Genomic DNA, 26204 nt, shown 5'->3' on the forward strand with positions numbered 1-26204 from the left:
GTTCGAACTTTTCCTTTGCCATCTCTCACAGACGCCTTTGTTGAGGGTTCTTGGACCGATGAGGCCCGGCTTACATCGCGGGGCACATATTGGGATCAGGGGGGAAAATCAAGCGGGGTTTCGGGGCCGCGTCACCCCTCCCGCGCCGCCCTCCGCGGGATGGCCGGATCTTCCGCAACGTCACCTTCCGCGTCGCCCGTCGCCTCGGCCGCAACCGCGTCCGCACCGCCGAACCAGCCGTCCTCGTGGGCGCGGCGGCGCATCCACTTCTCGATCTGAAGCGCGGCGTTGCGGCTGAGATTGTCCATCTGCTCGCGTTTCGTCTGGGTCACGCCCGATCCGACGAGCGTGTCCGCCGAGGGCGCCTCGAGCGTGGTGATCTCCTCGGCCTCGGGATGGAGGCGCGCCTCGGCCGCGGTCTCGTATTCCCCGTCGCGCAGCACGGAGACCCGCACGATCAGCACCGAGTTAGGGTTGAAGACCAGCGGAATGCCGGGGCGGGCGAGCACGTAGCCCTCGACGCTCACCCCGAGATGGTAGAGCTGGTCGCCCTCGTAGCGGCGGAAGCGCTCCTCGAGCGCGGCGTCCATCGCGGCGATCCACTCCTCCTCGCTCGCCTTCCGCGACGCCGGGCCCTGCACGAGGTTCGGCGCCACGACCACCGCGTGACCGAGCCGGAAATCGCCCATCGGCTCCAGCGGCTGCCTGAGCTCGCGCGCGCCGTCGGCGCAGGCGGCAATAAGGAGGACGGCTAGGAGCGAGGCGAGGCGGCGCATGGTAAGGGGGTCTCCCGCAGGAAGCTTCGGGTCCGGCCGGGATAGACCAGCCGACGGTAGCGCGCAATCGCGGGTTTCCCGCCACAATCCCGCCCGGTTATACTCGGATGACGCCATCGGGAGACATGGACATGCCCCTCGACCGCCCAGCGCCGCCCGTCTCGGTGCCGCTCCTCACGCGCGAGATCGGCATCCTCGAGACGCTGTCACTCGCGCGGAGGAACGCGCTGTCGATCGTGCCCGAGGCCGCCCTCACCGAACCCGCGCTTTCGGGCAAGGCCGGGCGCCGCTGGCACATGCTGATGGATCCCGAGGCGCTGAAGCTCGTGCTGAAGGACCGGCTCGACAATTACCCCAAGTCGGTGGTGACCAAGCAGCTCCTGCGCCCGGGGCTCGGCGAGTCGCTCTTCATCTCCGAGGGCAGCCACTGGCGCTGGCAGCGGCGGACGGCCGCCCCCGCCTTCGCGCCGCGCCCCGTGGAGGCGATGGGCGAGGTCATGACAGAAGGCGCCGAGCGCGTCTGCGATCGCCTCGACGCGCGTATAGGCGCCCCCGCGAACCTCTACGACGAGATGGTGACGGTGACGCTCGAGGTGATCACGGCGGTGACCTTCTCGGGCGATGCGGGCTTCGACCGCGACCGCATGCACCGGGCGATCAACGCCTATCTCGACCAGGTCGGGCGGATCAGCCTTCTCGACGTGCTTGGCGCGCCCGACTGGGTGCCGCGCCCGGGCCGCCTCCTGCGCGGCGGGCAGCTGCGCGAGATGAAGGCGCAGGCGGACGAGGCGGTGGAGCTGCGGCGCGCGCGCGGCGCAAAGGACGGCGCGCCGGACCTGCTGGACCTCCTGCTCGCCGCGGAGGATCCCGAGACCGAACGGCGCATGACCACCAGGGAGCTGCGCGACAACCTCATCACCTTCGTGGTGGCAGGCCACGAGACGACGGCTCTGGCGCTTTCCTGGGCCCTCTACCTCATCGGCCGGGACCCCGAGCGTCAGGCCAGGGCGCGCGAGGAGGCGCGGGACGTGCTTGGCGCGCGCGCGGCGACGGCCGGGGACCTAGACCGGCTGCCCTATATCCATGCCGTGATCGACGAGGCGATGCGGCTCTATCCGTCCGCGAGCCTCGTGTCGCGCAACGCGGTCGAGGCCGACCGGCTGCCGAACGCCGACGTGGCCGCGGGCGACATCGTCATGATGCCGATCTACGCGCTTCACCGGCACCACGACCTCTGGTCCGACCCGCACGAGTTCCGCCCCGAGCGCTGGCTCGACTGGCCGCGTCCCGACCGCTACGCCTACCTGCCCTTCATCGACGGCCCCCGGATCTGCATCGGCGCGCGCTTCGCCATGCAGGAGGCGATGATCGTGCTCGCGACCCTGCTCGCCCGCTACCGCTTCACGCCCGTCCCGGGGCGGGAGCCCGATCCGGTCATGGTGATCACCCTGCGGCCCCAGGGCGGGGTCTGGCTGGTGCCCGAGCGGATCTAGCGGTTCGCGCCCGGCACCCAGAGAACGTCGGCCCGCCCGTCGTCGTTGGCGATGCGGGCCGCGACGAAGAACCAGTCCGAGAGGCGGTTGAGATACTTGATCGCCGCCTCGTTCACGCCTTCCATGGTGGAGAGCTCGATCGTGTTGCGCTCGGCCCGCCGCGACACCGTGCGGCAATGATGCAGATGTGCGGCGAGCGCCGAGCCCCCGGGCAGGATGAAGCTGCGCAGCGGCTCGAGCCGCTTGTTCATGGCGTCGATCTCGCGCTCGAGCCGGTCGGTCTGCGACGGCACCATGCGCAGCGGCTCGTATTCCGCCTCGCCGTCACGATGCATGTCGGGCCGGCAGAGATCCGCGCCGAGGTCGAAGAGGTCGTTCTGGATGCGCGAGAGCTGCTCGTCGAGCTCGGGCCCCGCATGCAGACGCGCTATGCCGACGACGGAATTGAGCTCGTCCGTCGTGCCGTAGGCGCGCACCCGCAGCGAGTGCTTGGCGACCCGCGTGCCGTCGCCGAGCGCGGTCTCCCCGGCATCGCCGGTCCGCGTGTAGATCTTGTTCAGAACGACCATGTGTTCAGCCTCCCCGGCGTACCCATACGAACAGAAGGATCAGCAAGACCGCCACGAATTGCGCCGCGATGCGCCAGCGCATCAGCTTGTTGGCGTATTTGCGGTTGAACTCGCCGCCCTTCGCAAAGCCGCCGATGCCGGTCATCAGGATCAGCACCACGACGATCATCACGCCGGCCATCACGAGAAAGAGCGGATCACTGGCCATCTCGGGGCTCCCTTACCTGTCTCATCTGCGGAGTCTGCGACCTAGACCGCCCCAAACGCAAGGCGAACGCTCAGGCCTTCGCCAAAAGGCGGTCGAGCGCTCGTGTCGGCAGGATCCGCGCCGCGAGCGCGCCGAGATGGGCGGGCCGCGTCACCGTGTAGCGCGCCTTCGGCCGTTTCGCCTCGAGCGCCCGGATGACGACCCTGGTGGCCTCCCCGACCGGCCAGTTCCGACCCGAGCCGTGGTAGAGCTGATCGAGCAGCGAGGCGCGGTATTCGTCCGCCCGCGCGCTCTTTTCCCAGTCGATCCAGCGCTCGAACTCGGCCACCGCGTTCTGGCGGAACTTCGTCGCGATCGGGCCCGGCTCGATCAGAACGATCTCGATCCCGGTGCCCTCCATCTCCATCCGCAGCGTGTCCGACCAGCCCTCGACCGCGAACTTCGTGGCGACATAGGCCCCGCGCCATTTTGCCGCGACGAGACCGAGGATCGAGGAGTTGTTGAGGATGCGCCCTCCCCCGTTCGCCCGCATCAGCGGAATCACCCGGATGGTGAGGTCGTGCCATCCGAAGAAGTTCCCCTCGAAGGCCGCGCGCATCGCGTCGGTCGACACGTCCTCGAGCGGTCCGGGGATCGCCGCCGCGCCGTTGTTGAAGAGCGCGTCCAGCGTTCCGCCGGTCGCCTCCGCCACATCCGCGACCGCCGTGGCGATGCTGGCGGGGTCCGCCAGGTCGAGCTGCAGCGCCTCCAGCCCCTCGGCCTCTAGGCGCGCGCGATCTTCTTCGCGGCGGGCGGATGCGAAAACGCGCCAGCCGCGGACGGCCAGCGCGTGGGCGGTGTCGTGGCCGATCCCGGAGGAACAGCCGGTGATGAGAATGGTCCGGGGCGATGTCATGGCGCGAGTTACACGCGGGCCCGCCCCGAGCGCAACGTCACTCCGCGGACGCCGTCACGAGGTAGTTCGCCATCCAGCCGATCTTCTGGGTGTCGCTGACCCGCAGCTTGAGCCAGTCGCCCTCCGAACGGAGCACCTCGACCTCGTCGCCGCGGCTGAGCTGGTCGACCACCGAATACTTCGTTCCCGGCCCGGTGCGCATGTTGACGACGCTGCCGTCGACCCGGCGCAGATCCAGCGTCGGCTCGGACTTCATGTCGTCCGTGCGGATCACCTTGGCCGAGGTGAGCGCGCGGGCCGCAGGGGTCTCGGTGTCGCGCTTCGTCAGCAGGATCTCGTTCACCCGCGCGGTCAGCTCCTCGGTCGGCATCGGTGCCTCGACTGCGGGCTCAACGTCCTCGGGCGCCACCGTGTCGGCCGCTGCGGGCGAGCCGACGACCTGCGAGAGCAACCCGCCGGTATCGGCGCGGGCGACCTGTTCCTCCTCGGCCGCGTCCGCCTCCGGCGCCGCGGCGTCGGCCTCGGCCCGCTCGGCGCGGGCTTCCATCACGGCGCCCGGCTCGAAGTCGGAACCGCCCGACATTTCGTAGAACCCCCAGAACAGGAAGGCGAACGTGCAAACGATGAACTTTTTCATGGTCGTTACCCCTTTGGCGCGACCGCCGGACACAACACACCGGCGAGATCTTGCTTACAGCCTTCCAACGACGCCGTGGGGTAAATTGTTTCGAAATCGTTGAACTTCGCACTTGGCCCGTGCTTTACGAGGGTTCGCCCCAAAGGTATCACACGATCTATGGACGACCTCTCCGACGACCCCAACATGAACCCCCGCAATCTCGCCGAGCCGCTGCGCCGCGCGATCGGGGAGCGCTACCTGACCTACGCGCTCTCGACGATCATGAACCGCGCGCTGCCCGATGCGCGGGACGGGCTGAAGCCGGTGCACCGCCGAATCCTCTTCGCGATGCGAGAACTCAGGCTGGCCTCGAACGGCGGTTTCCGGAAGTCGGCCAAGATCTCGGGCGACGTGATGGGCAACTACCACCCGCACGGCGACGCCGCGATCTACGACGCGATGGCCCGCCTCGCGCAGGATTTCGTGATCCGCTACCCGCTGGTCGACGGTCAGGGCAACTTCGGAAACATCGACGGCGACAACCCGGCGGCCTCCCGCTACACCGAGGCGCGCATGTCCTCGGCCGCCGAGGCGCTGCTCGAGGGGCTGAACGAGAACGCGGTCGATTTCCGCGCCAATTACGACGGCACGCTCGAGGAACCGGTGGTGCTGCCGGCCTCCTTCCCGAACCTTCTCGCGAACGGGTCGAGCGGCATCGCCGTCGGCATGGCGACGAATATCCCGCCGCACAATATCGGCGAGCTGATCGATGCGTGCCTCCAGATGATCAAGCGCCCGGGAATCGAGGACGACACGCTCGTCAACTACATCCCCGGCCCCGACTTCCCCACGGGCGGCGTGCTCGTCGAGGGGCGCGACCAGATCCTGCAGGCCTACCGCACGGGCCGCGGCGCGTTCCGGCTGCGCTGCAAGTGGCACATCGAAGAGCTCGGCCGCGGCACCTGGCAGATCGTCGTGACCGAGATCCCCTACCAGGTGCAGAAGTCCAAGCTGGTCGAACGGCTCGCCGAGCTGATCCAGACCAAGAAGGTGCCGATCCTCGCCGACATCCGCGACGAGAGCGCCGAGGACGTCCGCATGATCCTCGAGCCGCGCTCGAAGAACATCGATCCCGACGTCATGATGCAGACGCTGTTCCGGAACTCGGACCTCGAGATCCGCTTCTCGCTCAACATGAACGTGCTGATCGACGGCGTGACGCCCAAGGTCTGCTCGCTGAAGGAGGTGCTGCGCGCCTTCCTCGACTTCCGCCGCGAGGTGCTGGTCCGCCGCTCGCGTCACCGGATGGAGAAGATCGACCACCGGCTCGAGGTGCTCGAGGGCCTGATCGTCGCCTTCCTCAACCTCGACCGGGTGATCGACATCATCCGCTACGACGAGAATCCCAAGGCCGCGCTGATGCGCGAGGATTGGGGAAAGGACCACGTCCGCGCCACGAACGAGCGCGACTACGTCTCCCCGCCACGGGTGGCCGAGGACGCGATGAGCCTGACGGAAGTGCAGGCCGATGCCATCCTCAACATGCGCCTGCGCAGTCTGCGGCGGCTCGAGGAGATGGAGCTCGTCGCCGAGCGCGACCGCCTGATGGAGGAACGCGCTGGCATCGAGGACCTGCTCGCCAGCGAAGAGCTGCAATGGTCCGGCATCTCGGACGAGCTCAAGGCGACCAAGAAGGCCTTCACCAAGGACCATCCCCGCGGCCAGCGCCTGACGCTGATCGACGAGGCGGGCGAGGTCGAGGAGGTCCCGCTCGAGGCGATGATCGAACGCGAGCCGGTCACCGTCGTCTGCTCCGAACGCGGCTGGATCCGCGCCATGACCGGCCATATCGATCTCGGCCGCGAGCTGAAGTTCAAGGACGGCGACGGCCCGCGTTTCACCTTCCATGCCGAGACCACCGACAAGCTGCTGGTCTTCGCCTCGAACGGCCGCTTCTACACCGTCTCGGCCTCGAACCTGCCCGGCGGGCGCGGCATGGGCGAGCCGCTGCGGCTCATGGTCGACCTGCCCAACGAGGCCGAGATCGTCGACATCCTCGTGCACAAGCCCGGCCGCAAGCTGCTGCTCGCCTCGAGCGCCGGTGACGGCTTCATCGTCACCGAGGACGAGGTCGTCGCCCAGACACGCGCCGGCAAGCAGGTGCTGACCGTGCGCGGCGACGTGCGAGCGGCCCTCGTCAAACCGACCTCGGGCGATTCCGTCGCCGTCGTCGGCCAGAACCGCAAGCTTCTGGTCTTCGACCTCGACGAGCTGCCCGAGATGGCCAAGGGCAAGGGCGTGCGCCTCCAGCGCTACAAGGACGGCGGGATGTCGGACGCCACAACCTTCCTGCGCGAGGCGGGCCTGACCTGGAAGGACCCCGCCGGCCGCGTCCGCACCGTACAGAGCCCCGAGCTCGACGAATGGGTCGCAAAGCGCGCCACCGCCGGCCGCATGGCCCCGCGCGGCTTCCCGCGGGACAACACGTTCACCTGATCCCGCGCCGTTCGGCGTATCTCCCGGGGCCCGGCTCGCGGCCCCGGGACTGTTCCGCTCTGCGGTCTACATCTCTGGTAACGCGCCGTCTCCGGCGAAAAACGCGACGTTGCCGAGCGCTAACAGGCCGGTTTTGCCCTGTTGTCCCCACCTGCGGGCCGTTATCACCCTCGGGACGCGACTTGTCCGAGACGCGGGTGCCGCGCGCCGTCGCCCGCCGAACCTGAAGAGGAGGCTGAACAGGATGAAGGTTCTCGTACCCGTCAAACGGGTCATCGACTACAACGTGAAGGTCCGCGTGAAGGCGGACGGCAGCGGTGTCGACCTCGCGAACGTCAAGATGTCGATGAATCCCTTCGACGAGATCGCCGTCGAGGAGGCCATCCGCCTGAAGGAAGCCGGCAAGGCCGAAGAGGTCATCGCCGTCTCCATCGGCGTGAAGCAGGCGCAGGAGACGCTGCGCACCGCCCTCGCCATGGGCGCCGACCGCGCGATCCTCATCGTCGCCGCCGACGACGTCCACCAGGACATCGAGCCGCTGGCCGTCGCCAAGCTGCTGAAGGCCGTGATCGACGAGGAGCAGCCGGGTCTGGTGATCGCCGGCAAGCAGGCGATCGACAACGACCTCAACGCCACCGGCCAGATGCTGGCGGCGCTCACCGGCTGGTCCCAGGCGACCAATGCCAACACGCTCGACATCGACGGCGATCACGCCACCGTCGCGCGCGAGGTGGACGGCGGCCTTCAGACCATCAAGGTCAAGATGCCGGCCATCGTCACCACCGACCTGCGCCTCAACGAGCCGCGCTACGCCTCGCTGCCGAACATCATGAAGGCGAAGAAGAAGCCGCTCGAGGAGAAGACGCCCTCGGATTACGGCGTCGACGTGAGCCCGCGCCTCGAGGTCGTGAAGACCACCGAGCCGCCGGAGCGCGAAGCGGGCGAGATCGTGCCCGACGTCGACACGCTTGTCGCCAAGCTCAAAGAGAAGGGGGTGGTGTGATGGCCGTTCTTCTGATGGCGGAAATCAACGACGGGCACCTGTCGATGGACGCGACGGCCAAGGCCGTCACCGCGGTGAAATCGCTCGGCGACGTGACGATCCTCGCGGCTGGCGCCTCGGCGACCGAGGCCGCCAACGAGGCCGCCACGATCGACGGCGTCGCCAAGGTCATCGTGGCCGAGGACGCGCGCTACGGGCACCGTCTCGCCGAGCCCACCGCCGCGCTGGTCGCCAAGCTCGCCGAGGGGTACGACCACATCTGCGCGCCGGCGACCACGGATGCCAAGAACATCCTGCCGCGCGTCGCGGCGATGCTCGACGTGATGATCCTTACGGACGTCACCAACGTGGTCGACGAAGGCACCTTCGAGCGCCCGATCTACGCCGGCAACGCCGTGCAGACGGTGAAGTCGAAGGACGCCAAGAAGGTGTTCACGATCCGCACCTCGACCTTCGACGCGGCCGGCACCGGCGGCAGCGCCTCGGTCGAGAGCGTGGACGCGGCCGACGATCCGGCCCTGTCGGAATGGGTCGAGGACAAGCTCGCCGCGAGCGACCGCCCCGAGCTCACCTCCGCGGGAATCGTCGTCTCGGGCGGCCGCGGCATCGGCTCCGAAGAGAACTTCGCGATCGTCGAAAAGCTCGCCGACAAGCTCGGCGCGGCGGTCGGCGCGTCCCGCGCGGCGGTCGATTCGGGCTTCGCCCCGAACGACTGGCAGGTCGGCCAGACCGGCAAGGTCGTGGCGCCGGACCTCTACATCGCCGTCGGCATCTCGGGCGCGATCCAGCACCTTGCGGGCATGAAGGACAGCAAGGTCATCGTCGCGATCAACAAGGACGAGGAGGCGCCGATCTTCCAGGTGGCCGATTACGGCCTCGTCGGCGACCTCTTCGAGCTGGTGCCGGAGCTAACCGAAAAGCTCTGAAGGCACGCTCTTTGGATCAGGGGGAAAGGCCGGTGCCCGCGCGCCGGCCTTTTTCCATGCTGCCTCCCGCGGCCAAGTCCTGCGCGACCCTCTCCGCCAGAAGCTCCGCGATCTCCGCATGGGCGGGCGCCCCGAGAAGCTGCTCCGCCGCGCCCTCGTCATGGTCCGAGAAGACCATGCCCTCCATCGCCGTGAAGGCCGCCATGTTCGAGCGCACATAGGTCACGACCTGCCCGACCCGCGCTTCGAGCGCCTCGAGCATCGCTCTCGTCACGAAGAGAGGATCGCTCCCGAGCGTGGCTCCCTCCTCGTAGGACACTCGCTCGGGCGGCGTGAAGGAGGCCGCCCAGAGCAGGATCGGCGTGCCGCCGAGATCGCTCAGCAGCGACCTCATCCGTGCCAGCCATGCGGCCTGCAGTTCCTCCACGACCAGCGGAAACCGGTCCGGCCCGGCCTCGAGCAGCGCCTGGAGCATGCCGCGCGTGAAGGCGTGCTCGGTGAAATCGATCTCGGGATAGAGCGCGGCGAGCGCGTCCGAGGCGCGCAGGAACCGGTCGTTGCGCCGCGGATGCACCGTGTAGAACCGGTTCGACATATTCTGCGCGCCCATCACCTGCAGCACGCAGGCCTCGGCCCCCGCCGCCAGGGCGAGGATCGTGCTGTCGCAGAGAAACGCGTCGAGGCCGGCGTTAACCACTCCGAAATTCACGCAAGGTATGCCGATCGCTGTCTCGAGCTGCGCGCAATAGGGCTCGGGAACGAAGCGCCCGTAGGTCTCCGTCCCGCCGAGGCAGGCGACATAGCGCCCCTCGCAGGATTGCCGCGGCCCGCGGAACGCGATGCGCGAATTGCCATATCGGCAGGGGAAATACTCCAGCCTGCCCCGATCGCCGGAAGCCCACGTCATCTCACACCCATGTCGTTCTCACCCACGGGCCAGATGACCAGATTCGAATTGCCAAAAGCCTAACGGGCAAAAAGCGGCGGCGGCGGGCCGGCCCTGCCCTTGTGCCCGGCTTTTCCCCGTGCCTATGTTCCGCCCGGATCACGCAAGGCAACGAGGCAGGACATGGACATCAGGACCGTCGGGGTTGTCGGCGCCGGGCAGATGGGCAACGGCATCGCGCATGTGATGGCGCTCGCAGGCTACGAGGTTCTGCTCAACGACGTCGATGCCGATGCGCTCGAGAACGCCGTCGCGCTGATCGAGAAGAACCTCGACCGTCAGGTCTCGCGCGGCAAGGTCGAGGCGGCCGACCGCGACGCAGCACTCGCGCGCATCAGCACGACGATGGAGCTGACCGATCTCGGCCAGTCCGACCTCGTGGTCGAGGCCGCGACCGAGCGCGAGGAGGTCAAGACCAAGATCTTCGAGACGCTCGTGCCCGCCTGCAAGCCCGAAACGATCCTGACGACCAACACCTCGTCGATCTCGATCACCCGCCTCGCCTCGCGCACCGACCGTCCCGAGAAGTTCATGGGCTTCCACTTCATGAACCCGGTGCCTGTCATGAGCCTCGTCGAGCTCATCCGCGGCATCGCCACCGATCAGGAGACCTACGAGGCCTGCCTCGCGGTGGTGGAAAATCTCGGCAAGGTCGCCGCCTCGGCCGAGGATTTCCCGGCTTTCATCGTCAACCGCATCCTCATGCCGATGATCAACGAGGCCTGCTACACCCTGCTCGAGGGCGTCGGCAACGTGCGCTCGATCGACGAGGCGATGAAGCGCGGCGCGAACCACCCGATGGGCCCGCTCGAGCTGGCCGACTTCATCGGCCTCGACACCTGCCTTGCGATCATGAACGTGCTGCATGACGGGCTCGGCGACACCAAGTACCGCCCCTGCCCGCTCCTGTCGAAATATGTCGAGGCGGGCTGGCTCGGCCGCAAGACGAACCGCGGCTTCTACGATTACCGCGGCGAGACCCCGGTGCCGACCCGCTGACGCTCAGGCCCGGTCGAGCCCGCAGGTCCGCCGGCGCAGCCAGTTCACCAGATCGCGGCCCGATCCGTCGAAGGCGGCGATCTCCTCGGGGGTGATCGGCCTCCCGATCACCGGCGCCTGCGGCCGGCGGCACGAATGGACCACCTCGTGCAGCAGAAGCCCCTGGCGCAGCGTCGCCGAGAGCTTGTTGGCGATCTGGTAGGCGCGGCTGTTCTGCCCCGGAAAGCGGATCGGCACCACCGTCGCGCCCGAGCGCTGGATGAGGTTCGCGGTGAAGGGGTTCCACGGGGCCTCGAGTGCGGGCCCGAACCAGCGCTCCGACGCCGCCACCACCCCCGACGGGAACAGCGCGACCACACCCCCGTCCGACAGATGCGCCATCGCGCGGCGGCGCATCTCGAGCCCCTGCGCCTTGGCGTCCTCCTCGTGCGGGAACGGCACAGGGATCATGAAGCGCTCGACCTCGCGCACGCCCGTCAGCAGCGAGCGGGTCAGGATCCGGTAGTCGCGGCGCACGCGCCCGATGAGTTCGGCCATCACCATCCCGTCGACCAGCCCGTGCGGATGATTGGCGACGATCACAACGGGGCCCTCGCGCGGGATCCGCGCGATCTCGTCCTCTGGCGTCTCGAGGGTGATGCCCATGATCGACAGCGCCTGCGCCCAGAACGCCTGCCCCTCGGCGGGACCGATGCGCTCGAACCGGCGCACCATGCGCAGGAGCGTCAGCTTGCCGGTCGCCCATTCCATCGTCCGGATCGTGCCGCGCTTCCACGGGCTCTCGAACGTGCCGGCATAGCTGAGCTTGCGCTTGTCGTAGGGCGCTTGCTCCGGTGGCTGGACCGTGAAGCGCTGCGGCACCTCGCGGCGCGGCGCCAGTCGCCGCTGCGGCTCGCCGCGCGGCGCGGGATCCGGCGTCAGCATGACTCGCCGAACCGGTTGGCGATGAGCGCATCGATGGCGTCCGCAAGCGCCTCGGCGTCGGGCCCGGTCACCTCGACGTCGATGGTCGATCCCTTCGAGGCGGCGAGCATCAAGAGCCCCATGATGCTGTCGCCGGACGCGCTCATGCCGTCGCGGCTGACCTCGGCCGAGGCGTCGAACCCTTCGACCACCTCGACCAGCTTGGCCGAGGCGCGGGCGTGCAGCCCCTTCTCGTTCACGATCTCAAATTGTCGGCGGACGGTGGTGCTCATTCGGGCCTTGAAGTTGTCTCGGATCGTCGGGCGAAGCGGGCGCGACGGGCCCTGTCAGGACGCCGTCTTGACGGGTCCATCCGCACCTAGATCCGGCTTAATGTTCTGGCTGTCAATGTATTTCCGCCCGGCCTCGAGCGCGCCGCGCACCGCGTCGGCCACGGTTTTCTGGCGCGATTTCGCGAGCTTGATCAGCATCGGAAGGTTGGCGCCGTAGAGGATGCGGCGGTTGTCGGGCTGACACGCCCGCAGGCTGAGATTGGAGGGCGAGCCGCCGAACATGTCCACCACGATCACCACGCCCTGCCCGGTATCGACCGCATCGGCCGCGGTGCAGATCTCGGTCTGTTTCGAGGCGCGGTTGCATTCGGGATGGATCGAGATGGCGCGGATGCCGGACTGGACGCCCACGACATGCTCCACCGCCGCGAGGTATTCCCGCGCCAGTCCGCCGTGAGCCACGATGACGATCCCGATCACGCGCTGCTGTCTCCCGTCTCCAGAACCCCTGCCGGGGCCGGATGGCGCGTCGCCCCTGCCAACCCCTGACGTTCCAGTTCGCGGTGCCGTATAGACACGCGCCAGCCCTCCTGTGCAAGGGCGTCGGAGGCGCGTTCCGCCGCCGTGACCGAGCGATGACGCCCCCCGGTACACCCGAAGGCGATCGAGAAATGCGACTTTCCCTCGTCGCGGTAAGCGGGCAGCAGGAACCGCATCAGGTCCAGCACGCGGTCCTCGAACCCGCCCCAGCGCGCGTCCTGCGTCACGTGCGCAACGACGGCCGGATCGAGGCCCGTCATCGGGCGCAGCTCCGGCTCCCAGTGCGGATTGTCGAGAAAGCGGCAGTCGAACACGGTGTCCGCCCCCTGAGGCAACCCGCGCTTGTACGAGAACGAGCTGATCGTCACCGACAGCGCCCGCGTCTCGTCGAGCCCGAACTGCCGCGACAGCACCGCCCGCAGATCGTGCGGGCTGAACTCCGTCGTGTCGATCAGCGTGTCCGAGACGTGCCTCACCGGCTCGAGCAGCGCGCGCTCCTGCTCGATGCCCTCGGTGGGCGACGCGTCCGGGGCGAGCGGATGGCGGCGGCGCGTCTCGGAATAGCGCCGCACGAGCACGCCGATGCTGCAATCGAGGTAGAGAAGCTCCATCTCCACCCCGGCCTTGCCTGCGAAACGCGTGGTGAGGTCCACCACACCCTCGACCGTGAAGTCGCGGTTCCGCACGTCGAGGCCGAGCGCCATTGGCCGATCGGGCCCCGGCCCGTCGAGCAGCCTCGGGATCAGGGTCAGAGGCATGTTGTCGATCGCCTCGTAACCGAAATCCTCGAGCGCGTTGATCGCGGTCGTCCGGCCGGCACCCGACGGGCCGGTGACGAGGATCACGCGTTGCGCACTCTGGACCATGGTTACCCTACTCCTTCCGTCCGCCCTTCAGATATTGAACAAGCGCAGCTGCGAAATGGGGTTGCGCCATTTTGTGAATGAGCGGGACCTGCCGTGACAAGACACAAACCTCCTTCGGATCCGGAAGCCGCGCGGTTTCCTCCCGCGATAGGTCAACCACGACACACAGAAGGGCCTTGTCGGTCACGTCTGCGTGAAGAATCCCCATTCCCCGCGCCTCGATCAGGCCCCTGATCGCGCCGGGCGCGGTCAGCGCGATTCCGTCCGGGCCGTCCTCGAGGATCACCCGGTCGTCCGAAACGAGCGCCGCACCCGCCGCCATCATCTCGAGGGCCAGAGCGGACTTTCCGCTGCCCGACGGGCCGCGGATCAGCGCGCCTCTCGTGCCGATGGCGACGGCGGTGGCGTGGAGGATCAGCGGACCGGCCACGCCGTCAGAGCGGCAGGCCCACGACGAAGCGGGCGCCCAGCGGTTCGGAGGTGACGTCGGCCTCGGTCGGGCGGATGTTCTCGACCCAGATGACGCCGCCATGGGCCTCCACGATCTGCTTGGAGATGGCGAGGCCAAGCCCCGAATTGTTGCCGAAATCGCTCTCCGGCCGTTGCGAGTAGAACCGCTTGAAGATCTTGGTCAGCGCCTCGTTGGGAATGCCGGGGCCGGTATCCTCGACCACCACCAGCACGCGGTTGTCGCGGCGCCGGGCCCAGACCCGGATCGCGTCGCCGTCCTCGCAGAACGAGATCGCGTTGGTGATGAGATTGACGAAGACCTGCGCGAGCCGCGCCTCGAGTCCCTGGATGCGGATCGGCTGCGGCGGCAGGTCGGTGATGAATTCGACACCCTTCTTCTTGGCGTCCTCGCCGAGGAACTGGGCGAGATTGTCGATCATCCCGAGCAGGTCGAACTCCTGTTCCTCCTCCTTGACGAGCTCGCTGTCGAGCCGGGAGGCGTTCGAGATGTCCGACACGAGGCGGTCGAGCCGGCGCACGTCGTGCTCGATCACGTCGAGCAATTTCTGCCGGTGGTCCTCCTTGCGGACCATGCGCAGGCTGCCCACCGCCGAGCGCAGGGAAGCCAGCGGATTCTTGATCTCGTGGGCGACATCGGCCGCGAACTGCTCGTTGCCGTCGATCCTGTCGTAGAGCGCCGCCACCATGCCACGGATCGCGCCCGAGAGACGCCCGATCTCGTCCGGCCGCGCGGTCAGGTCGGGGATCCGGATCCGGCCCTTGTGCGCCCGTGAGCGGTTGCGGTCGCGCCCGATCTCCGCCGCCTCGGCCAGGTCCGAGATCGGATGCGCGATGGTCGAGGCCAGAACGAGGCTGAAGCCGATCGAGGCCAGCGTCGCGATCATGAACATCTGCAGCACCCGCTCGCGCTCGAGCCGGACGGCGGCGTCGACCTCGGCGGCGGACGCGACCGACGCGACGATGCCGAGGACCCGGCCCTCCTGCATGATCGGGCTCAGAGCGGTGAAGGCGGTCTCGCCCTCCCGCGTGGCCGACCGGACCACCCGGGTCTCGGCCGGATCGCCCTCCTCGATCAGGCGAAGCACGCGCTCTTCGCGGGTCGGCGGCGCGCCCCGCGAGAGGATATCGAGGCTCCCCGACACCGCGTGCCAAGCCCCGGAGACGAGGTCCGAGATCACCGTCGGCTGCGCCTCTTCCCCGGCACCGGGCCCTTCCGCCGGATGCATCTGGCCGGTCTTCTCTCCGACAAGCGCGCTTCTTGCATCGAAGACGAAGAGCTCGGTGCCGTCGCGCAGGTTGATCCCCCCGAGTATCGCGTCGAGGTCGAGCCCCTCGCCCGGCGCGAGACCCACCTCGGCCCCTGGCGGGATCCGCGCCTCGATCACGTCCGCGACGAGTTCGATTTCGGCCTGGGCGGCATTGATGCGCTCGACCTCCAGCATCCCGCGGGAGCCGTTGAGGAACAGGATCCCCACGACCATGATGTTGAGCGCGATCAGGTTGAAGGTGATGATCTTGCGGGTCAGCGGCGAGCGGTTGAGCGAAAAGAGCCCGCGACGCTCGCGGCTGTCGCGCAGCTCCTGCTCGACATTCGCGTGGGGCGCGATCCAGTCGTCGCCGAGCACCACGTCGCTCTCGCGGCGGCCGTCCTCGTCCTGATCCCGAGACTCGTCGATGCGCGCGGCCAGAGCCATGCTCACTCTTCGTTGTAGCGGTAGCCGATGCCGTACAGGGTCTCGATCGCGGAGAATTCCTCGTCCACGGAGCGCATCTTCTTGCGCAGACGCTTGATGTGGCTGTCGATGGTCCGGTCGTCGACATAGACCTGATCGTCGTAGGCGACGTCCATGAGCTGATCGCGCGACTTGACGAAGCCCGGCCGCTGCGCGAGCGCCTGCAGCAGCAGGAACTCGGTCACGGTGAGCGAGACGTCCATGTTCTTCCAGGACACCGAATGGCGCAGCGGATCCATCGAGAGCGATCCGCGCACGATCATCTTGGTGTCCTCGGTGTCGCCCACGGCACCGGTCTCGACCGCCTCCTGCCGGCGCAGCAGCGCCCGGATGCGCTCGACCAGGAGCCGCTGCGAGAACGGCTTCTTCACGTAGTCGTCGGCACCCATGCGCAGCCCGAGGACCTCGTCGATCTCGTCGTCCTTCGAGGTCAGGAAGATGACCGGCATCTTCGATTTCTGGCGCACCCTCTGGAGCAGGTCCATGCCGTCCATGCGGGGCATCTTGATGTCGAAGACCGCCATGTCCGGCATGCGCTTGTTGAAGGCGTCGAGCGCCTGCTGGCCGTCATGGTAGGTCTCGACCTCGAACCCTTCGGCCTCGAGCGTCATGGCGACCGACGTCAGGATGTTCCGGTCGTCATCGACGAGAGCGATCTTGGACATTGGCGAGATCCTCGTTTCTGTACTGGGCCATCTTAACCCAAGCATATGAGCGGTTTTGCGTTTACCATCAAACGGTATTTGCGAATCACTGCCGCCCCGCGACGGCATGAGATACCACGACCACTGACCAATGACTTAACCGCACACTTTCGCATCGCGAGGCGTCGCGCGCGGCAGATCCGCCGGAACCCGCGAAACATGATTGCGCTAAACTGGGCCTGGTTGCGCTAAACTGTCCCGGCCACCCTATCGACCCCGGAAAACGACATGCTAGAGGAAACCTGTCGCCGGTGTGTCGCCGGCGGTGACGAGTGACAGGACCGCCTTCGGGGGCGGGGCGACGAGGAGCGCAAGGACCGATGACGACCGGACGGGTGAACCCGCAGTTCAAGCTCGAGGATCAGGGCATCGATGGGCTCGGCGATGTCCATTACAATCTCATGGAACCGGCGCTCATCGAGCATGCCCTGAAGCGCGGCGAAGGCCGGCTCGGCCGCGGAGGCGCCTTTCTCGTGACGACCGGCGCCTTCACCGGGCGCTCGCCGAAGGACAAGCACGTCGTCCGGACCCCGGCGGTCGAGGACACGATCTGGTGGGAGAACAACGCCGAGATGTCGCCCGAGGGCTTCGATGCGCTCTATGCCGACATGACCGAGCACATGAAGGGCAACGACTACTTCGTCGAGGACCTCGTCGGCGGCGCCGATCCCGCCCATGCCATCAACGTCCGCGTCGTCACCGAGCTCGCCTGGCACGGCCTCTTCATCCGCCACATGCTGCGCCGCCCCGACCGCGAGGATCTCGACAGCTTCGAGGCCGACTTCACGATCATCAACTGCCCGAGCTTCAAGGCCGACCCCGAAAAGCACGGCTGCCGCTCCGAGACGGTCATCGCGCTCAACTTCGACCGCAAGCTGATCCTGATCGCCAACACCGAGTACGCGGGCGAGAACAAGAAGTCGGTCTTCACCCTCCTCAACTACCTGCTGCCCGCGAAGGGCGTGATGCCGATGCACTGCTCGGCCAACCACGCCGTCGGCAACCCGATCGACACCGCGATCTTCTTCGGCCTCTCGGGCACCGGCAAGACCACCCTCTCGGCCGATCCCGGGCGCGTCCTCATCGGCGACGACGAGCACGGCTGGTCCGACCGCGGAACCTTCAACTTCGAGGGCGGCTGCTACGCCAAGACGATCAACCTCTCCCGCGAGGCCGAGCCCGAGATCTACGACACCACGCAGAAGTTCGGCACGGTCATCGAGAACATGGTATTCGACCCCGACACGTTCGAGCTCGATTTCGACGACGATTCGCTCACCGCGAACATGCGCTGCGCTTACCCGCTCGACTACATCTCGAACGCGTCGAAGACCGCGCTCGGCGGCCACCCCAAGAACATCATCATGCTGACCTGCGACGCTTTCGGCGTGCTGCCCCCGATCGCGCGGCTGACCCCGGCGCAGGCGATGTACCACTTCCTGTCGGGCTTCACCGCCAAGGTCGCCGGGACCGAGCGCGGCGTGACGGAACCGCAGCCGACCTTCTCGACCTGCTTCGGCGCGCCCTTCATGCCGCGCCGCCCCGAGGTCTACGGGAACCTCCTGCGCGACAAGATCGCCAAGCACGGCGCGACCTGCTGGCTCGTGAACACCGGCTGGACCGGCGGCGCCTACGGCCAGGGCTCGCGCATGCCGATCCGCGCCACCCGCTCGCTCCTGACCGCGGCGCTCGACGGCAGCCTCGCTGGCGCGCAGTTCCGCAAGGACCCGAACTTCGGCTTCGAGGTGCCGGTCAAGGTCGAGGGTGTCGCCGAGCTGCTGCTCGATCCGCGCCGCACCTGGGACGACAAGGCCGCCTACGACCGGCAGGCCGCGAAGCTGGTGCAGATGTTCGCCGACAACTTCGCCCAGTACGCGCCCTATATCGACGAGGACGTGAAGGCCGCAGCGATCGGCTGATCCGCGCCTGCCTCATGGCGATGCGGCGCGTCCGGCCCCGGGCGCGCCGCTTTTCGTGACGCGCCCCCGCTTGTACGCGCCCCCGCGCGCCGCCATGGTCCCCCCATGTTGCGCAGCGTTCTCGCCCTCCTCCTCGTCTCCGGCCCGGCCCTCGCCGAGACGGCGCAGTACGATCCGGACCGCTTCGAGGTCACGCAGGGCGTCTTCTGCGAGGTGCCGTCCTCGGGCCGGATCGAGGCCCCGGGCACCGTCGCGGGCCATATCGAGCTCTTCGCCGAATCCCCCGAATTCGAGTGGCTGACCAACGTCGTGCCCGCCGTGAACGGTCTCAGCTTCGGGGTGAAGACCGAGGCGCTCGACGGCATGGTCTACGACGGCGTCGTGCTGACCCTCACCCACCCGCAATTCGCCGAATCGGGTGCAACGGCCCAGAGCTACGTGACGATGCTCGGCGGCGCCTCGAGTTCGATCAACGCCTATACGTTCGACACGAAAGAGGAACTCGCGACCGGCACCTGGTCCTTCACCGCGACCCGCAACGGTGACATTCTCTACTCGGCGCTCTTCGAAGTTGTCCCACCCGAAGCCGCGCCCGAGATCGCCTCCGCCTGCGGCGGCCTGCCGATCAGCTGACGCAGGCCCTCGCCGCATCGCGAGCCCCCTTCTTCTTGGCGAAAATATCCCGGGAGCGCGAGGGCAGCGCCCTCGCTCCTGCCCGCGGAACCCGAGACCCGGAAAAGATCAGCCGAGCAGCGCCCGCCGCACGAGGTTCAGCCCCGCGATCAGCAGCACCGCGAGCGTCGCCCGCCGGAACGCCTGCTGGTCGATCCGGTCCTGCGCCAGCCCGCCGAGCCACATGCCGAAGACCGCCGTCGGCACCAGCGCCAGCGACAGCCAGACGGTGTTGCCGTTCAGCACCCCCGAGCCCACATGCGCCGCCGTCAGCAGCACCGCGCCGAGCCCGTAGATCACCCCCTGCACCCGCATCTGCTCGCGCTTCTCGGTGCCGATCATCGTGAGGTACGCGACCGTAGGCGGACCCCAGACCCCCGACATGCCGCCGATGAACCCGGCAAAGGCCGCGATCGCGACCTCGACGGCGCGCCCGCCGCCGCCCGGCAGATCGCCCTTCCAACCGAGCAGCTGCGCCGCCGCGAAAAGCGTGATCGGCACCCCGATCGCGAGGTAGAGCACCTGCGCCGGCAGCACCGAGACCAGCTGCGCCGAGAGAAGCAGCACCGCGCCCCCGACGATCAGGAACACCCGGAACCGCTTGACCGAGCCCCAGGCCGCGCGCGGTCCCTGCCGCAGCGCCTGCATCCCGTTGGAGAAGAGCGTCGGCAGGATCAGCCCCGCGAGCGCCAGTTCCGGAGACAGGATCGAGCTCATGCCCGAGATCATGATCATCGGCATGGCGAAGCCCACCATGCCCTTCACCACGCCCGAAACGAGCGCGATCCAGAGGCAGAGTGCCAGCCCCGCGGGGCCGATCAGGGAGAAAAGTGCATCCATGCGCGCCTCTTAGCAGGCTCCCCGGAGAGGCACAGCCACAAACGAGCGAGAAACATAAGAACGGATCGCGACGCCGCTTGGTATTTTTGTTGCGCTGCACCTGCGAAAGACCTATTTCGTGCTCGACACGGGATAGAGGACATCTGCAATGGCTCACGACGGTCAGGACCTGACGCTTGGCGGCAGCGCGCTGCTGCCGGACCTTCTCGCCCTCACCGGCGCGGCGATCGCGCCCGCAGAGGAAGTGCTCGAGATCGCGAAGGCCCGCGTGCGCGGCCTCGTCGAGGAGGACGGCCGCGTCTCGGGCCGGCGCGTCGAAGAGCACCAGACCGCCGCCCACGGCCTTGCCTGGCTCGCGACGTATGTCGAAGCGCTGCGCCAGATGCACGCCTGGGCGGAAAAGCTCGAGGCGACCGGCGACTTCACCGAGGTCGAGCAGCTGATCCTGCAGATCGCCTTCGGCGAATACCTCGCCCAGATCCGCGGCGGCATCCAGATGAACCAGGGCGAGGTGGTGCGCCTTCAGGATCTCGGCCTCACCGCCGGGGACGAGGACAGGCTCGCGGCGGATCCGGTCAGAACGCTCCTTGGATCCGGCAACAGCCAGGCCGCGCGCCTGCGCCTCGTCGCGCTCATGCAGGAGCGCTCCGCCGAGATCACCGTCGGCAAGTCCGGCCTCGAGGACGAGCTCGAGATGATCCGCGAGCAGTTCCGCCGCTACTCGGTCGAGAAGGTCCTGCCCCACGCCCACGACTGGCACCTCAAGGACGAGCTGATCCCGATGGAGGTCATCGAGGAGCTCGCGGAGATGGGCGTCTTCGGCCTCACCATCCCCGAGGAGCATGGCGGCCTCGGCCTCTCCAAGGCCTCGATGTGCGTCGTCTCCGAGGAGCTCTCCCGCGGCTATATCGGCGTCGGCTCGCTCGGCACCCGGTCCGAGATCGCCGCCGAGCTGATCCTCGCCGGCGGCACCGAGGCGCAGAAGGAAAAGTGGCTGCCGCGCCTCGCCAGCGGCGAGACGCTGCCGACCGCGGTCTTCACCGAGCCCAACACCGGCTCCGATCTCGGGTCCCTGCGTACGAAAGCGCGCAAGGACGAGAGCGGCGACTGGATCCTCACCGGCAACAAGACCTGGATCACCCACGCCGCCCGCACGCATGTCATGACCGTGCTCGCCCGCACCGCTCCCGGCACCGAGGATTACAAGGGCCTGTCGATGTTTCTCGCCGAGAAGACCCCCGGCACGGACGAGGCGCCCTTCCCCGACGACGGGCTCTCGGGCGGCGAGATCGAGGTGCTCGGCTACCGCGGCATGAAGGAATACACGGTCAATTTCGACGACTTCAGGGTCGACGGAGAGAACCTCCTCGGCGGCGAGGAAGGCCGCGGCTTCAAGCAGCTCATGGAGACCTTCGAGAGCGCCCGCATCCAGACCGCGGCCCGAGCGGTGGGCGTCGCGGCCTCGGCGCTCGACGTCGGCATGGCGTACGCGCAGGACCGCAAGCAGTTCGGCAAGCCGCTCATCGCCTTCCCCCGCGTCGCCTCCAAGCTCGCGATGATGGCCGTCGAGATCATGGTGGCGCGCCAGCTCACCTATTTCTCTGCGCTCGAGAAGGATCGCGGCCACCGCTGCGACCTCGAGGCGGGCATGGCCAAGCTCCTCGGCGCGCGGATCGCGTGGTCGGCGGCCGACAACGCCCTCCAGATCCACGGCGGCAACGGCTTCGCCCTCGAATACGCAGTCAGCCGCATCCTCTGCGACGCCCGCATCCTCAACATCTTCGAGGGTGCCGCCGAGATCCAGGCGCAGGTCATCGCGAGGCGCCTGCTCGCCTGAAGATGTCAGCGGGCCTCCGGGGGAGGCCCGCGGAGGCGGTACGCCGAGATCCAGGTTCAGGTCATAGCGCGGCGCCTGCTGGCCTGACGCTAGCGATCGCCCTTCCGGGCGATGCGAGAGGCTCTGCCTCTCGCGCTCTCCGGAGTATTTTTGCCAAGAAGAAGCAGGACGACGATCTCCGCGCAGGGCATCGAATGGCCCCTCGCAGGTGAAGGACGGCCCGGTCCAAAGGGCCTCTCGACAGCCGGCTGGTCTGAGAAGGCGGTACACCCTCGCCGAAAAGCACCCCGCCACGCGAGGCGCGACGGGGTGGGTGGGCGGGCGGCGCGCCTCGCGTGGCGGCGCGCAGCGGGCGCGGTCAGCCCGCGGGGCAGGCCGCGCCGGTGTCGATCCAGGCCTTCACCAGCTCGCCGAAGACCTCCTGCGTTCCGGGCACCGGCTCGCGCCCCTCGCCCGGATGCCAGCCCCAGCCGACGAGCCCGTCCTCGGCCATGTGCTCGTGGATCTCGGCGAGATCGCGGTCGCCGTTGCGCTCGGGGTCCTTGAGCTGGGCGCAGATCTCCGCCCCCGAAAGCCCGACCCAGGCCATCGATTCGGGCGCGAGCTGCCACGGCTCGTGCCCCGGGATCGATCCGTCACCGGTGACGAAGGCGACGTTCTCGGCGCCGTGGCAGGTGGTACAGTTCATGCCCGGGGCGCCGAAATCGGCCGCGCCGCGCACCACCGGGGGCTGGTGCACCTCCATCGCGTCGCCCTGAAGCGGCGAGTCGCCCTTCGGGTGGCAATTGAGGCAGCGCGGATGTTCCACCACCTTCAGCACCTCCTCGAAGAGCGCCACGGAGCGGTCCTCGCCCTCCATCCCGTCGAATTCCTCGACGGTCCGAAGGCCGTTCACGGTCTCGGCCGAGAGCGGCGCCGCGAGAAGCGCGAGGATCAGTGTCAGTCGTCTCATTCATGCACCTGCCTGGGCGAAGGGAAGCTTGCGCGGGGCGGTGCCGGTCAGGGCCCGCCACGCATTGGCGACCGCCGGGGCGATCGGCGGCGTGCCGGGCTCGCCGATCCCCGTCGGATCCGCCTCGCTCTCGATGATCGCGACCTCGACCTCCGGCATCTCGCTGATGCGAAGCATGCGGTAGGTGTCGAAGTTCTTCTGCAGCACCTCGCCGCCCGGCCCGAGCACCAGCTCGTTGAAGAGCGCGGTGCCGAGACCGTAGCCGACCCCGCCCTCGATCTGGGCGGCGATGACATTGGGGTTGATCGCGATGCCGCAATCGACCGCGACCCACACCTTGTGGACGCGCGGCATGCCGCCCTGGTCCGACACCTCGACGATCTGCGCCACGTAGGTCTCGAAGCTCTCGTGGACCGCAACGCCGTAGGCGCGGTCGCCCTTCACCTTGGTGCCGTCCCAGCCCGCCATCTCGGCGACCCGCTCGAGCACCGCGCGGTCGCGCCCCGCATCGTCGCGCATGAGGTCGAGCCGCCCCTGCACCGGGTCCTTGCCGGCCTTCTCGAGCAGCTCGTCGAGGAACACCTCGGTCGCGTAGCCGGTATGGGTGTGCCCGACCGAGCGCCACCAGAGCACCGGCACCGGGGAGGTCGCCTTGATCCAGTCGATCGTCCGGTTCGGCAGATCGTAGGGCATCTTGGTCGAGCCCTCGAACGAGGTCGGGTCCGCTCCGCCCTGGTCGAACGGAGTTCCCTCCATGATCGACTGGTTCACCACCCGGTCTTCCCAGGCGGTGATGTTGCCGTCCGCGTCGATCCCGCCCCGCATCCGGTGTACGGTGAGCGGACGGTAATAGGCGCCCGTAAGGTCGTCCTCGCGGGTCCAGACCAGCTTCCACGCGCCGTCGCCGCCCGTGGCCTTGGCGATCGCCGCGACCTCGGCGCCGATATGGGCCGAGGGCTGTGCCCGGCGGCCGAAACTGCCCCCCGCGAGCATCACGTTCATCGTGACGTTCTCGGGCGCGAGCCCCAGCACCTGCGCCACCGCGCCCTTGTCGGCGGTGGGGAATTGCGCGCCCATCCAGATCTCGGCCTTGTCGCCCGTAACCTCGAGCACCGCGTCGAGCGGCTCCATCGGCGCGTGCGCGAGGTAGGGAAAGAGAAACTCGGCCTCGTGCACGGTCTCCGCACTTTCGAGCGCCGCGGCGCTGTCGCCCTCTTCCTCGACGACCACGCCGGGGCTCTCTGCCATCCGCGAGAACTCGGCGAAGATCTCCTCCGAGGACCGCGTCTCGGCCTCTGACATGTCCCATTCGACGCGCAGCGCCTCGCGGCCCTTGAGCGCCGCGGCGGTGTTCTCGGCATAGACCGCGACACCTTGAGGGATCTGCCGCACCGCGACGACGCCCGGCACTTCGAGCGCCGCGCTGTCGTCAAAGGAGGCGACCTTGGCCCCGATCACCGACGGGCGGCGGGTCACGACCGTCTGCATGCCGTCGCGATAGACGTCGAGGGTGAACTCCGCGGTGCCGGTCGACTTGGCGCGGCTGTCCACCTTGGGCACCTCGGTGCCGATCAGCGTGAATTCCGAGCGGTTCTTGACCGCGGGCTCCACCGGCACGGACTGGCGCGCCGCCGCCTCGGCAAGCTCGCCGAAGCTCGCCCGGTTCGTGCCGTCCGTCACCTCGCCCGCGCTGACCGAGATCGTGCTCGCATCGACGCCCCATTCCTCGGCTGCCGCCGCGACCAGCATCGCGCGTGCCGCCGCGCCCGCCTGCCGCATCTGCATCCAGCTGTTGGCCATGGCGGTCGACCCGCCCGTGCCCTGAAGTCCGAAGGCAAGGTTCTTGTAGAGCTCGTCGTTCGCCGGGGCGCTCTCGACGCGGATCTGGTCCCAGCTTGCATCCATCTCGTCGGCGACGAGCGTGGCGAGGCCGGTATAGGGCCCCTGCCCGAATTCGATGTGCTTCGACAGCACCGTCACCGTGTTGTCGGGCGCGATGCGGATGAAGGCGTTCGGCGCGAAGGCGCCTTCGGAGAGCGTGCCGTCGCCCAGCGCGGCGGCGGCGCCCGATTGCGCGTGGCCCTTCAGCGGCAGCGCGACCCCGATCACGAGACCGGCGGAGGAGGCAAGGAACTGCCTGCGGGATTGCTTCGTCATCGGATCATCCCTCCAGCGTCTCGGCCGCGTCGTGGATCGCGGCGCGGATGCGGACATAGGTGGCGCAGCGGCAGATGTTGCCGGCCATGGCGTTGTCGATGTCCTCGTCGGAGGGCGCCGGGTTCATGCGCAGGAGCGCCGTCGCGCTCATCACCTGTCCCGACTGGCACCAGCCGCATTGCGGCACGTCGATCCTGGTCCAGGCATCCTGCACGGCCTTGGCCTCGGGGCCCTCGACCTTCTCGATCGTCTCGACGCTCGCGCCCTCGAGCGTGCCCACCGGCGTCACGCAGGACCGCCGCGGCATGCCGTCGACCATGACGGTGCAGGCGCCGCATTGCGCGATGCCGCAGCCGAATTTCGTGCCGGTGAGGCGCAGCTCGTCGCGCAGCGCCCAGAGAAGGGGGGTATCCTCGGGGAGGTCCAGCGAGACCTCCTCGCCGTTGACGGTCAGCAATGTCATGACGTCTCTCCCAGTTGGATGGCAGGCCGGCTCGCGCGGCCTTGGCTGTCGGGACAGGGACCGGGGCGCGGCGATGCGCGTCGCCTCGGGCCGGAAAACCGAACTACGCTTCGGATATTAGACGAACCCCAAATCCGGTCAACGGGAAGTTGAGGGGGACCGCCGGTCCGCTCAGCGCCGCTTGAGGTCGAGGTAGCAATAGACCGCGCGCAGGGCTTCCTCGACATAGGCCTCGTCGGGCATGCCGGACGTCTCGCGCGGCCAGACCACGTGGTGCGACCGCCATTTGGTGATCGCCGCCATGTAATCGACGGCGAAGGCGATGGCGCGCTCCGGGTCGGGATGCCCGATCTCGCCGCTGCGCGCCCGCAGCAGCGCGGCAAGGCCGGCGTTGAATTCGGCCTTCTGCTCGAGGATGCGCGTCAGGAGATCCGGCATCCCCCGCAGGTCGGGCGAATCGAGCAGCTGCATCACCGGCGAGCCGATCAGTTCCTCGATCACGAAGCAGATGTAGCCGCGCAGGATGTCCTTGATGCTGGCGCCCTCGTGGCGGGCAGGATCGAGCGCCGCGGCATTCGTCGCCGCCATTTCCTCGCGGATCCGGTCGATGACCGCGTGATAGAGCGCGCACTTGTCCCGGAAGTGGTGATAGAGCGCGCCGACCGACACCTCCGCCTCGGCCGCGATCTCGGTCACCGATGTCTCGTCGAGGCCCTGCTTGGCAAAGAGCCGCTCGGCGGCGTCGAGAAGCGCCCCTTGCGTCTTGCGGCTGCGGTTCTGCTGGACGGTGCGCATCCATCGCAGTTCGGAGAATGACGTGTCGCTCATGTCGGTTCGGTCTCCGCTCCGTCCGGCCTCGCTGCGCACCCCTTCCGTGCCTAACGGGCTGCATCCTTGTGTCAAGGAAACCCTGCCAGGACCGCT

26 protein-coding genes are annotated in these 26204 nt (G+C 68.2%); 8 read left to right on the forward strand and 18 right to left on the reverse strand.

Features of this window, described 5'->3' with window-relative positions; genetic code table 11:
- Positions 1-131: 131 nt before the first annotated feature.
- A complete protein-coding gene (locus OCH239_RS13620; RefSeq protein WP_051489474.1) occupies positions 132-776 on the reverse strand; it encodes a hypothetical protein in 645 nt (214 codons plus the stop codon).
- Positions 777-907: 131 nt separating this feature from the next.
- Here OCH239_RS13620 and OCH239_RS13625 point away from each other — a divergent pair, with 131 nt between their 5' ends.
- Positions 908-2269, forward strand: coding sequence for a cytochrome P450 (locus OCH239_RS13625; RefSeq protein ID WP_051489483.1), 1362 nt, complete (start codon positions 908-910; stop codon positions 2267-2269).
- Here the strand turns inward: OCH239_RS13625 and OCH239_RS13630 are convergent.
- The 4 genes from OCH239_RS13630 to OCH239_RS22705 all read right to left on the reverse strand — a co-directional run bounded on the left by OCH239_RS13630 (position 2266) and on the right by OCH239_RS22705 (position 4578).
- Positions 2266-2838 (reverse strand): cob(I)yrinic acid a,c-diamide adenosyltransferase, encoded by a 573-nt coding sequence (locus OCH239_RS13630; protein ID WP_037263724.1) that lies wholly within the window; start codon positions 2836-2838, stop codon positions 2266-2268. The genes OCH239_RS13625 and OCH239_RS13630 overlap by 4 nt on opposite strands.
- Positions 2839-2842: 4 nt before the next feature.
- A complete protein-coding gene (locus tag OCH239_RS13635; protein WP_037263727.1) occupies positions 2843-3046 on the reverse strand; it encodes a twin transmembrane helix small protein in 204 nt (67 codons plus the stop codon).
- Between the two features lie 70 nt (positions 3047-3116).
- The gene (locus OCH239_RS13640; protein ID WP_037263730.1) at positions 3117-3941 is read right to left on the reverse strand and encodes an SDR family NAD(P)-dependent oxidoreductase; all 825 of its coding nucleotides are present in this window, start codon (positions 3939-3941) and stop codon (positions 3117-3119) included.
- A 37-nt stretch (positions 3942-3978) separates the two neighbouring features.
- On the reverse strand, positions 3979-4578 hold the full coding sequence (locus tag OCH239_RS22705) for an SH3 domain-containing protein (protein ID WP_037263733.1): 600 nt from the start codon (positions 4576-4578) through the stop codon (positions 3979-3981).
- Positions 4579-4737: 159 nt separating this feature from the next.
- On the opposite strand from OCH239_RS22705, the gene OCH239_RS13650 reads away from it, so the two are divergent.
- From OCH239_RS13650 to OCH239_RS13660, 3 genes are all read left to right on the forward strand, one after another.
- The gene (locus tag OCH239_RS13650) at positions 4738-7056 is read left to right on the forward strand and encodes a DNA topoisomerase IV subunit A (protein ID WP_037263736.1); all 2319 of its coding nucleotides are present in this window, start codon (positions 4738-4740) and stop codon (positions 7054-7056) included.
- A 244-nt stretch (positions 7057-7300) separates the two neighbouring features.
- Entirely contained in the window at positions 7301-8059 is a 759-nt protein-coding gene (locus OCH239_RS13655; RefSeq protein ID WP_037263739.1) for an electron transfer flavoprotein subunit beta/FixA family protein, read from the forward strand.
- Positions 8059-8985: an electron transfer flavoprotein subunit alpha/FixB family protein gene (locus OCH239_RS13660; RefSeq protein ID WP_037263742.1), complete on the forward strand. Its 927-nt coding sequence runs from the start codon at positions 8059-8061 to the stop codon at positions 8983-8985. The genes OCH239_RS13655 and OCH239_RS13660 overlap by 1 nt, the downstream gene beginning before the upstream one ends.
- A 16-nt stretch (positions 8986-9001) precedes the next feature.
- Here OCH239_RS13660 and OCH239_RS13665 read toward each other — a convergent pair whose 3' ends face one another.
- Positions 9002-9892 carry a DUF6473 family protein gene (locus tag OCH239_RS13665; protein WP_051489475.1) on the reverse strand — a complete coding sequence of 297 codons (891 nt, stop codon included), beginning with the start codon at positions 9890-9892 and terminating at the stop codon, positions 9002-9004.
- Between the two features lie 162 nt (positions 9893-10054).
- Between OCH239_RS13665 and OCH239_RS13670 the strand changes: the two genes are divergently transcribed.
- Positions 10055-10930 (forward strand): 3-hydroxybutyryl-CoA dehydrogenase, encoded by an 876-nt coding sequence (locus OCH239_RS13670; protein WP_037263745.1) that lies wholly within the window; start codon positions 10055-10057, stop codon positions 10928-10930.
- Positions 10931-10933: 3 nt separating this feature from the next.
- On the opposite strand, the gene OCH239_RS13675 is transcribed toward OCH239_RS13670, so the two are convergent.
- Genes OCH239_RS13675 through OCH239_RS13705 form a run of 7 tightly spaced genes read right to left on the reverse strand, consistent with a single transcriptional unit; the run spans position 10934 to position 16401 of the window.
- On the reverse strand, positions 10934-11854 hold the full coding sequence (locus OCH239_RS13675) for a lysophospholipid acyltransferase family protein (RefSeq protein WP_084782460.1): 921 nt from the start codon (positions 11852-11854) through the stop codon (positions 10934-10936).
- Entirely contained in the window at positions 11848-12126 is a 279-nt protein-coding gene (locus OCH239_RS13680) for an HPr family phosphocarrier protein (protein WP_037263748.1), read from the reverse strand. The genes OCH239_RS13675 and OCH239_RS13680 overlap by 7 nt, the downstream gene beginning before the upstream one ends.
- Before the next feature lie 54 nt (positions 12127-12180).
- Positions 12181-12606: a PTS sugar transporter subunit IIA gene (locus tag OCH239_RS13685; protein WP_037263750.1), complete on the reverse strand. Its 426-nt coding sequence runs from the start codon at positions 12604-12606 to the stop codon at positions 12181-12183.
- Positions 12603-13532 carry an RNase adapter RapZ gene (rapZ, locus tag OCH239_RS23290; protein WP_037263755.1) on the reverse strand — a complete coding sequence of 310 codons (930 nt, stop codon included), beginning with the start codon at positions 13530-13532 and terminating at the stop codon, positions 12603-12605. The genes OCH239_RS13685 and rapZ overlap by 4 nt, the downstream gene beginning before the upstream one ends.
- Before the next feature lie 7 nt (positions 13533-13539).
- The gene (locus OCH239_RS23295; protein WP_037263758.1) at positions 13540-13962 is read right to left on the reverse strand and encodes an HPr kinase/phosphorylase; all 423 of its coding nucleotides are present in this window, start codon (positions 13960-13962) and stop codon (positions 13540-13542) included.
- A gap of 4 nt (positions 13963-13966) precedes the next feature.
- Positions 13967-15697 (reverse strand): ATP-binding protein, encoded by a 1731-nt coding sequence (locus OCH239_RS13700; RefSeq protein ID WP_037263761.1) that lies wholly within the window; start codon positions 15695-15697, stop codon positions 13967-13969.
- A gap of 2 nt (positions 15698-15699) precedes the next feature.
- Positions 15700-16401 carry a response regulator transcription factor gene (locus OCH239_RS13705; RefSeq protein WP_037263764.1) on the reverse strand — a complete coding sequence of 234 codons (702 nt, stop codon included), beginning with the start codon at positions 16399-16401 and terminating at the stop codon, positions 15700-15702.
- 359 nt (positions 16402-16760) lie between these two features.
- Between OCH239_RS13705 and OCH239_RS13710 the strand changes: the two genes are divergently transcribed.
- Both OCH239_RS13710 and OCH239_RS13715 read left to right on the forward strand, forming a co-directional pair.
- Positions 16761-18359: a phosphoenolpyruvate carboxykinase gene (locus tag OCH239_RS13710; protein ID WP_037263767.1), complete on the forward strand. Its 1599-nt coding sequence runs from the start codon at positions 16761-16763 to the stop codon at positions 18357-18359.
- A 105-nt stretch (positions 18360-18464) separates the two neighbouring features.
- Positions 18465-18992, forward strand: a complete 528-nt coding sequence (locus OCH239_RS13715; protein WP_051489476.1) for a DUF3859 domain-containing protein — start codon at positions 18465-18467, stop codon at positions 18990-18992.
- Positions 18993-19100: 108 nt separating this feature from the next.
- Here the strand turns inward: OCH239_RS13715 and OCH239_RS13720 are convergent, their stop codons facing one another.
- Positions 19101-19871: a sulfite exporter TauE/SafE family protein gene (locus OCH239_RS13720; RefSeq protein WP_037263770.1), complete on the reverse strand. Its 771-nt coding sequence runs from the start codon at positions 19869-19871 to the stop codon at positions 19101-19103.
- A gap of 148 nt (positions 19872-20019) precedes the next feature.
- On the opposite strand from OCH239_RS13720, the gene OCH239_RS13725 reads away from it, so the two are divergent.
- Positions 20020-21708 carry an acyl-CoA dehydrogenase family protein gene (locus tag OCH239_RS13725; protein WP_037263772.1) on the forward strand — a complete coding sequence of 563 codons (1689 nt, stop codon included), beginning with the start codon at positions 20020-20022 and terminating at the stop codon, positions 21706-21708.
- A gap of 358 nt (positions 21709-22066) precedes the next feature.
- Here the strand turns inward: OCH239_RS13725 and OCH239_RS13730 are convergent, their stop codons facing one another.
- The 4 genes from OCH239_RS13730 to OCH239_RS21710 form a co-directional block, all read right to left on the reverse strand.
- Positions 22067-22660, reverse strand: coding sequence for a hypothetical protein (locus OCH239_RS13730; RefSeq protein ID WP_037263774.1), 594 nt, complete (start codon positions 22658-22660; stop codon positions 22067-22069).
- Complete coding sequence (locus OCH239_RS13735; RefSeq protein WP_037263776.1) at positions 22661-24817, reverse strand: xanthine dehydrogenase family protein molybdopterin-binding subunit; 2157 nt, start codon at positions 24815-24817, stop codon at positions 22661-22663.
- 4 nt (positions 24818-24821) lie between these two features.
- Positions 24822-25280: a (2Fe-2S)-binding protein gene (locus tag OCH239_RS13740; RefSeq protein WP_037263778.1), complete on the reverse strand. Its 459-nt coding sequence runs from the start codon at positions 25278-25280 to the stop codon at positions 24822-24824.
- A 171-nt stretch (positions 25281-25451) separates the two neighbouring features.
- The gene (locus OCH239_RS21710) at positions 25452-26108 is read right to left on the reverse strand and encodes a TetR/AcrR family transcriptional regulator (RefSeq protein WP_051489477.1); all 657 of its coding nucleotides are present in this window, start codon (positions 26106-26108) and stop codon (positions 25452-25454) included.
- Positions 26109-26204 lie beyond the last annotated feature (96 nt).

The organism is Roseivivax halodurans JCM 10272, from assembly GCF_000521785.1.
GTDB classification, from domain to species: Bacteria; Pseudomonadota; Alphaproteobacteria; order Rhodobacterales; family Rhodobacteraceae; genus Roseivivax; species Roseivivax halodurans.

Excerpts from the sequence above, each read along its gene's own strand:
- OCH239_RS13700 (WP_037263761.1), bottom strand. The coding sequence starts at position 15,697 with ATGGCTCTGGCCGCGCGCATCGACGAGTCTCGGGATCAGGACGAGGAC.
- OCH239_RS13630 (WP_037263724.1), bottom strand. The coding sequence starts at position 2,838 with ATGGTCGTTCTGAACAAGATCTACACGCGGACCGGCGATGCCGGGGAG.
- OCH239_RS13735 (WP_037263776.1), bottom strand. The coding sequence starts at position 24,817 with ATGACGAAGCAATCCCGCAGGCAGTTCCTTGCCTCCTCCGCCGGTCTC.
- OCH239_RS13665 (WP_051489475.1), bottom strand. The coding sequence starts at position 9,892 with ATGACGTGGGCTTCCGGCGATCGGGGCAGGCTGGAGTATTTCCCCTGC.
- OCH239_RS13720 (WP_037263770.1), bottom strand. The coding sequence starts at position 19,871 with ATGGATGCACTTTTCTCCCTGATCGGCCCCGCGGGGCTGGCACTCTGC.
- OCH239_RS22705 (WP_037263733.1), bottom strand. The coding sequence starts at position 4,578 with ATGAAAAAGTTCATCGTTTGCACGTTCGCCTTCCTGTTCTGGGGGTTC.
- OCH239_RS13625 (WP_051489483.1), top strand. The coding sequence starts at position 908 with ATGCCCCTCGACCGCCCAGCGCCGCCCGTCTCGGTGCCGCTCCTCACG.
- OCH239_RS13730 (WP_037263774.1), bottom strand. The coding sequence starts at position 22,660 with ATGAGACGACTGACACTGATCCTCGCGCTTCTCGCGGCGCCGCTCTCG.
- OCH239_RS13620 (WP_051489474.1), bottom strand. The coding sequence starts at position 776 with ATGCGCCGCCTCGCCTCGCTCCTAGCCGTCCTCCTTATTGCCGCCTGC.
- OCH239_RS13740 (WP_037263778.1), bottom strand. The coding sequence starts at position 25,280 with ATGACATTGCTGACCGTCAACGGCGAGGAGGTCTCGCTGGACCTCCCC.
- OCH239_RS13635 (WP_037263727.1), bottom strand. The coding sequence starts at position 3,046 with ATGGCCAGTGATCCGCTCTTTCTCGTGATGGCCGGCGTGATGATCGTC.
- OCH239_RS13660 (WP_037263742.1), top strand. The coding sequence starts at position 8,059 with ATGGCCGTTCTTCTGATGGCGGAAATCAACGACGGGCACCTGTCGATG.
- OCH239_RS13715 (WP_051489476.1), top strand. The coding sequence starts at position 18,465 with ATGTTGCGCAGCGTTCTCGCCCTCCTCCTCGTCTCCGGCCCGGCCCTC.
- OCH239_RS13670 (WP_037263745.1), top strand. The coding sequence starts at position 10,055 with ATGGACATCAGGACCGTCGGGGTTGTCGGCGCCGGGCAGATGGGCAAC.
- OCH239_RS13655 (WP_037263739.1), top strand. The coding sequence starts at position 7,301 with ATGAAGGTTCTCGTACCCGTCAAACGGGTCATCGACTACAACGTGAAG.
- OCH239_RS13680 (WP_037263748.1), bottom strand. The coding sequence starts at position 12,126 with ATGAGCACCACCGTCCGCCGACAATTTGAGATCGTGAACGAGAAGGGG.
- OCH239_RS13675 (WP_084782460.1), bottom strand. The coding sequence starts at position 11,854 with ATGCTGACGCCGGATCCCGCGCCGCGCGGCGAGCCGCAGCGGCGACTG.
- OCH239_RS13725 (WP_037263772.1), top strand. The coding sequence starts at position 20,020 with ATGGCTCACGACGGTCAGGACCTGACGCTTGGCGGCAGCGCGCTGCTG.
- OCH239_RS21710 (WP_051489477.1), bottom strand. The coding sequence starts at position 26,108 with ATGAGCGACACGTCATTCTCCGAACTGCGATGGATGCGCACCGTCCAG.
- rapZ (WP_037263755.1), bottom strand. The coding sequence starts at position 13,532 with ATGGTCCAGAGTGCGCAACGCGTGATCCTCGTCACCGGCCCGTCGGGT.
- OCH239_RS13640 (WP_037263730.1), bottom strand. The coding sequence starts at position 3,941 with ATGACATCGCCCCGGACCATTCTCATCACCGGCTGTTCCTCCGGGATC.
- OCH239_RS13650 (WP_037263736.1), top strand. The coding sequence starts at position 4,738 with ATGGACGACCTCTCCGACGACCCCAACATGAACCCCCGCAATCTCGCC.
- OCH239_RS13710 (WP_037263767.1), top strand. The coding sequence starts at position 16,761 with ATGACGACCGGACGGGTGAACCCGCAGTTCAAGCTCGAGGATCAGGGC.
- OCH239_RS13705 (WP_037263764.1), bottom strand. The coding sequence starts at position 16,401 with ATGTCCAAGATCGCTCTCGTCGATGACGACCGGAACATCCTGACGTCG.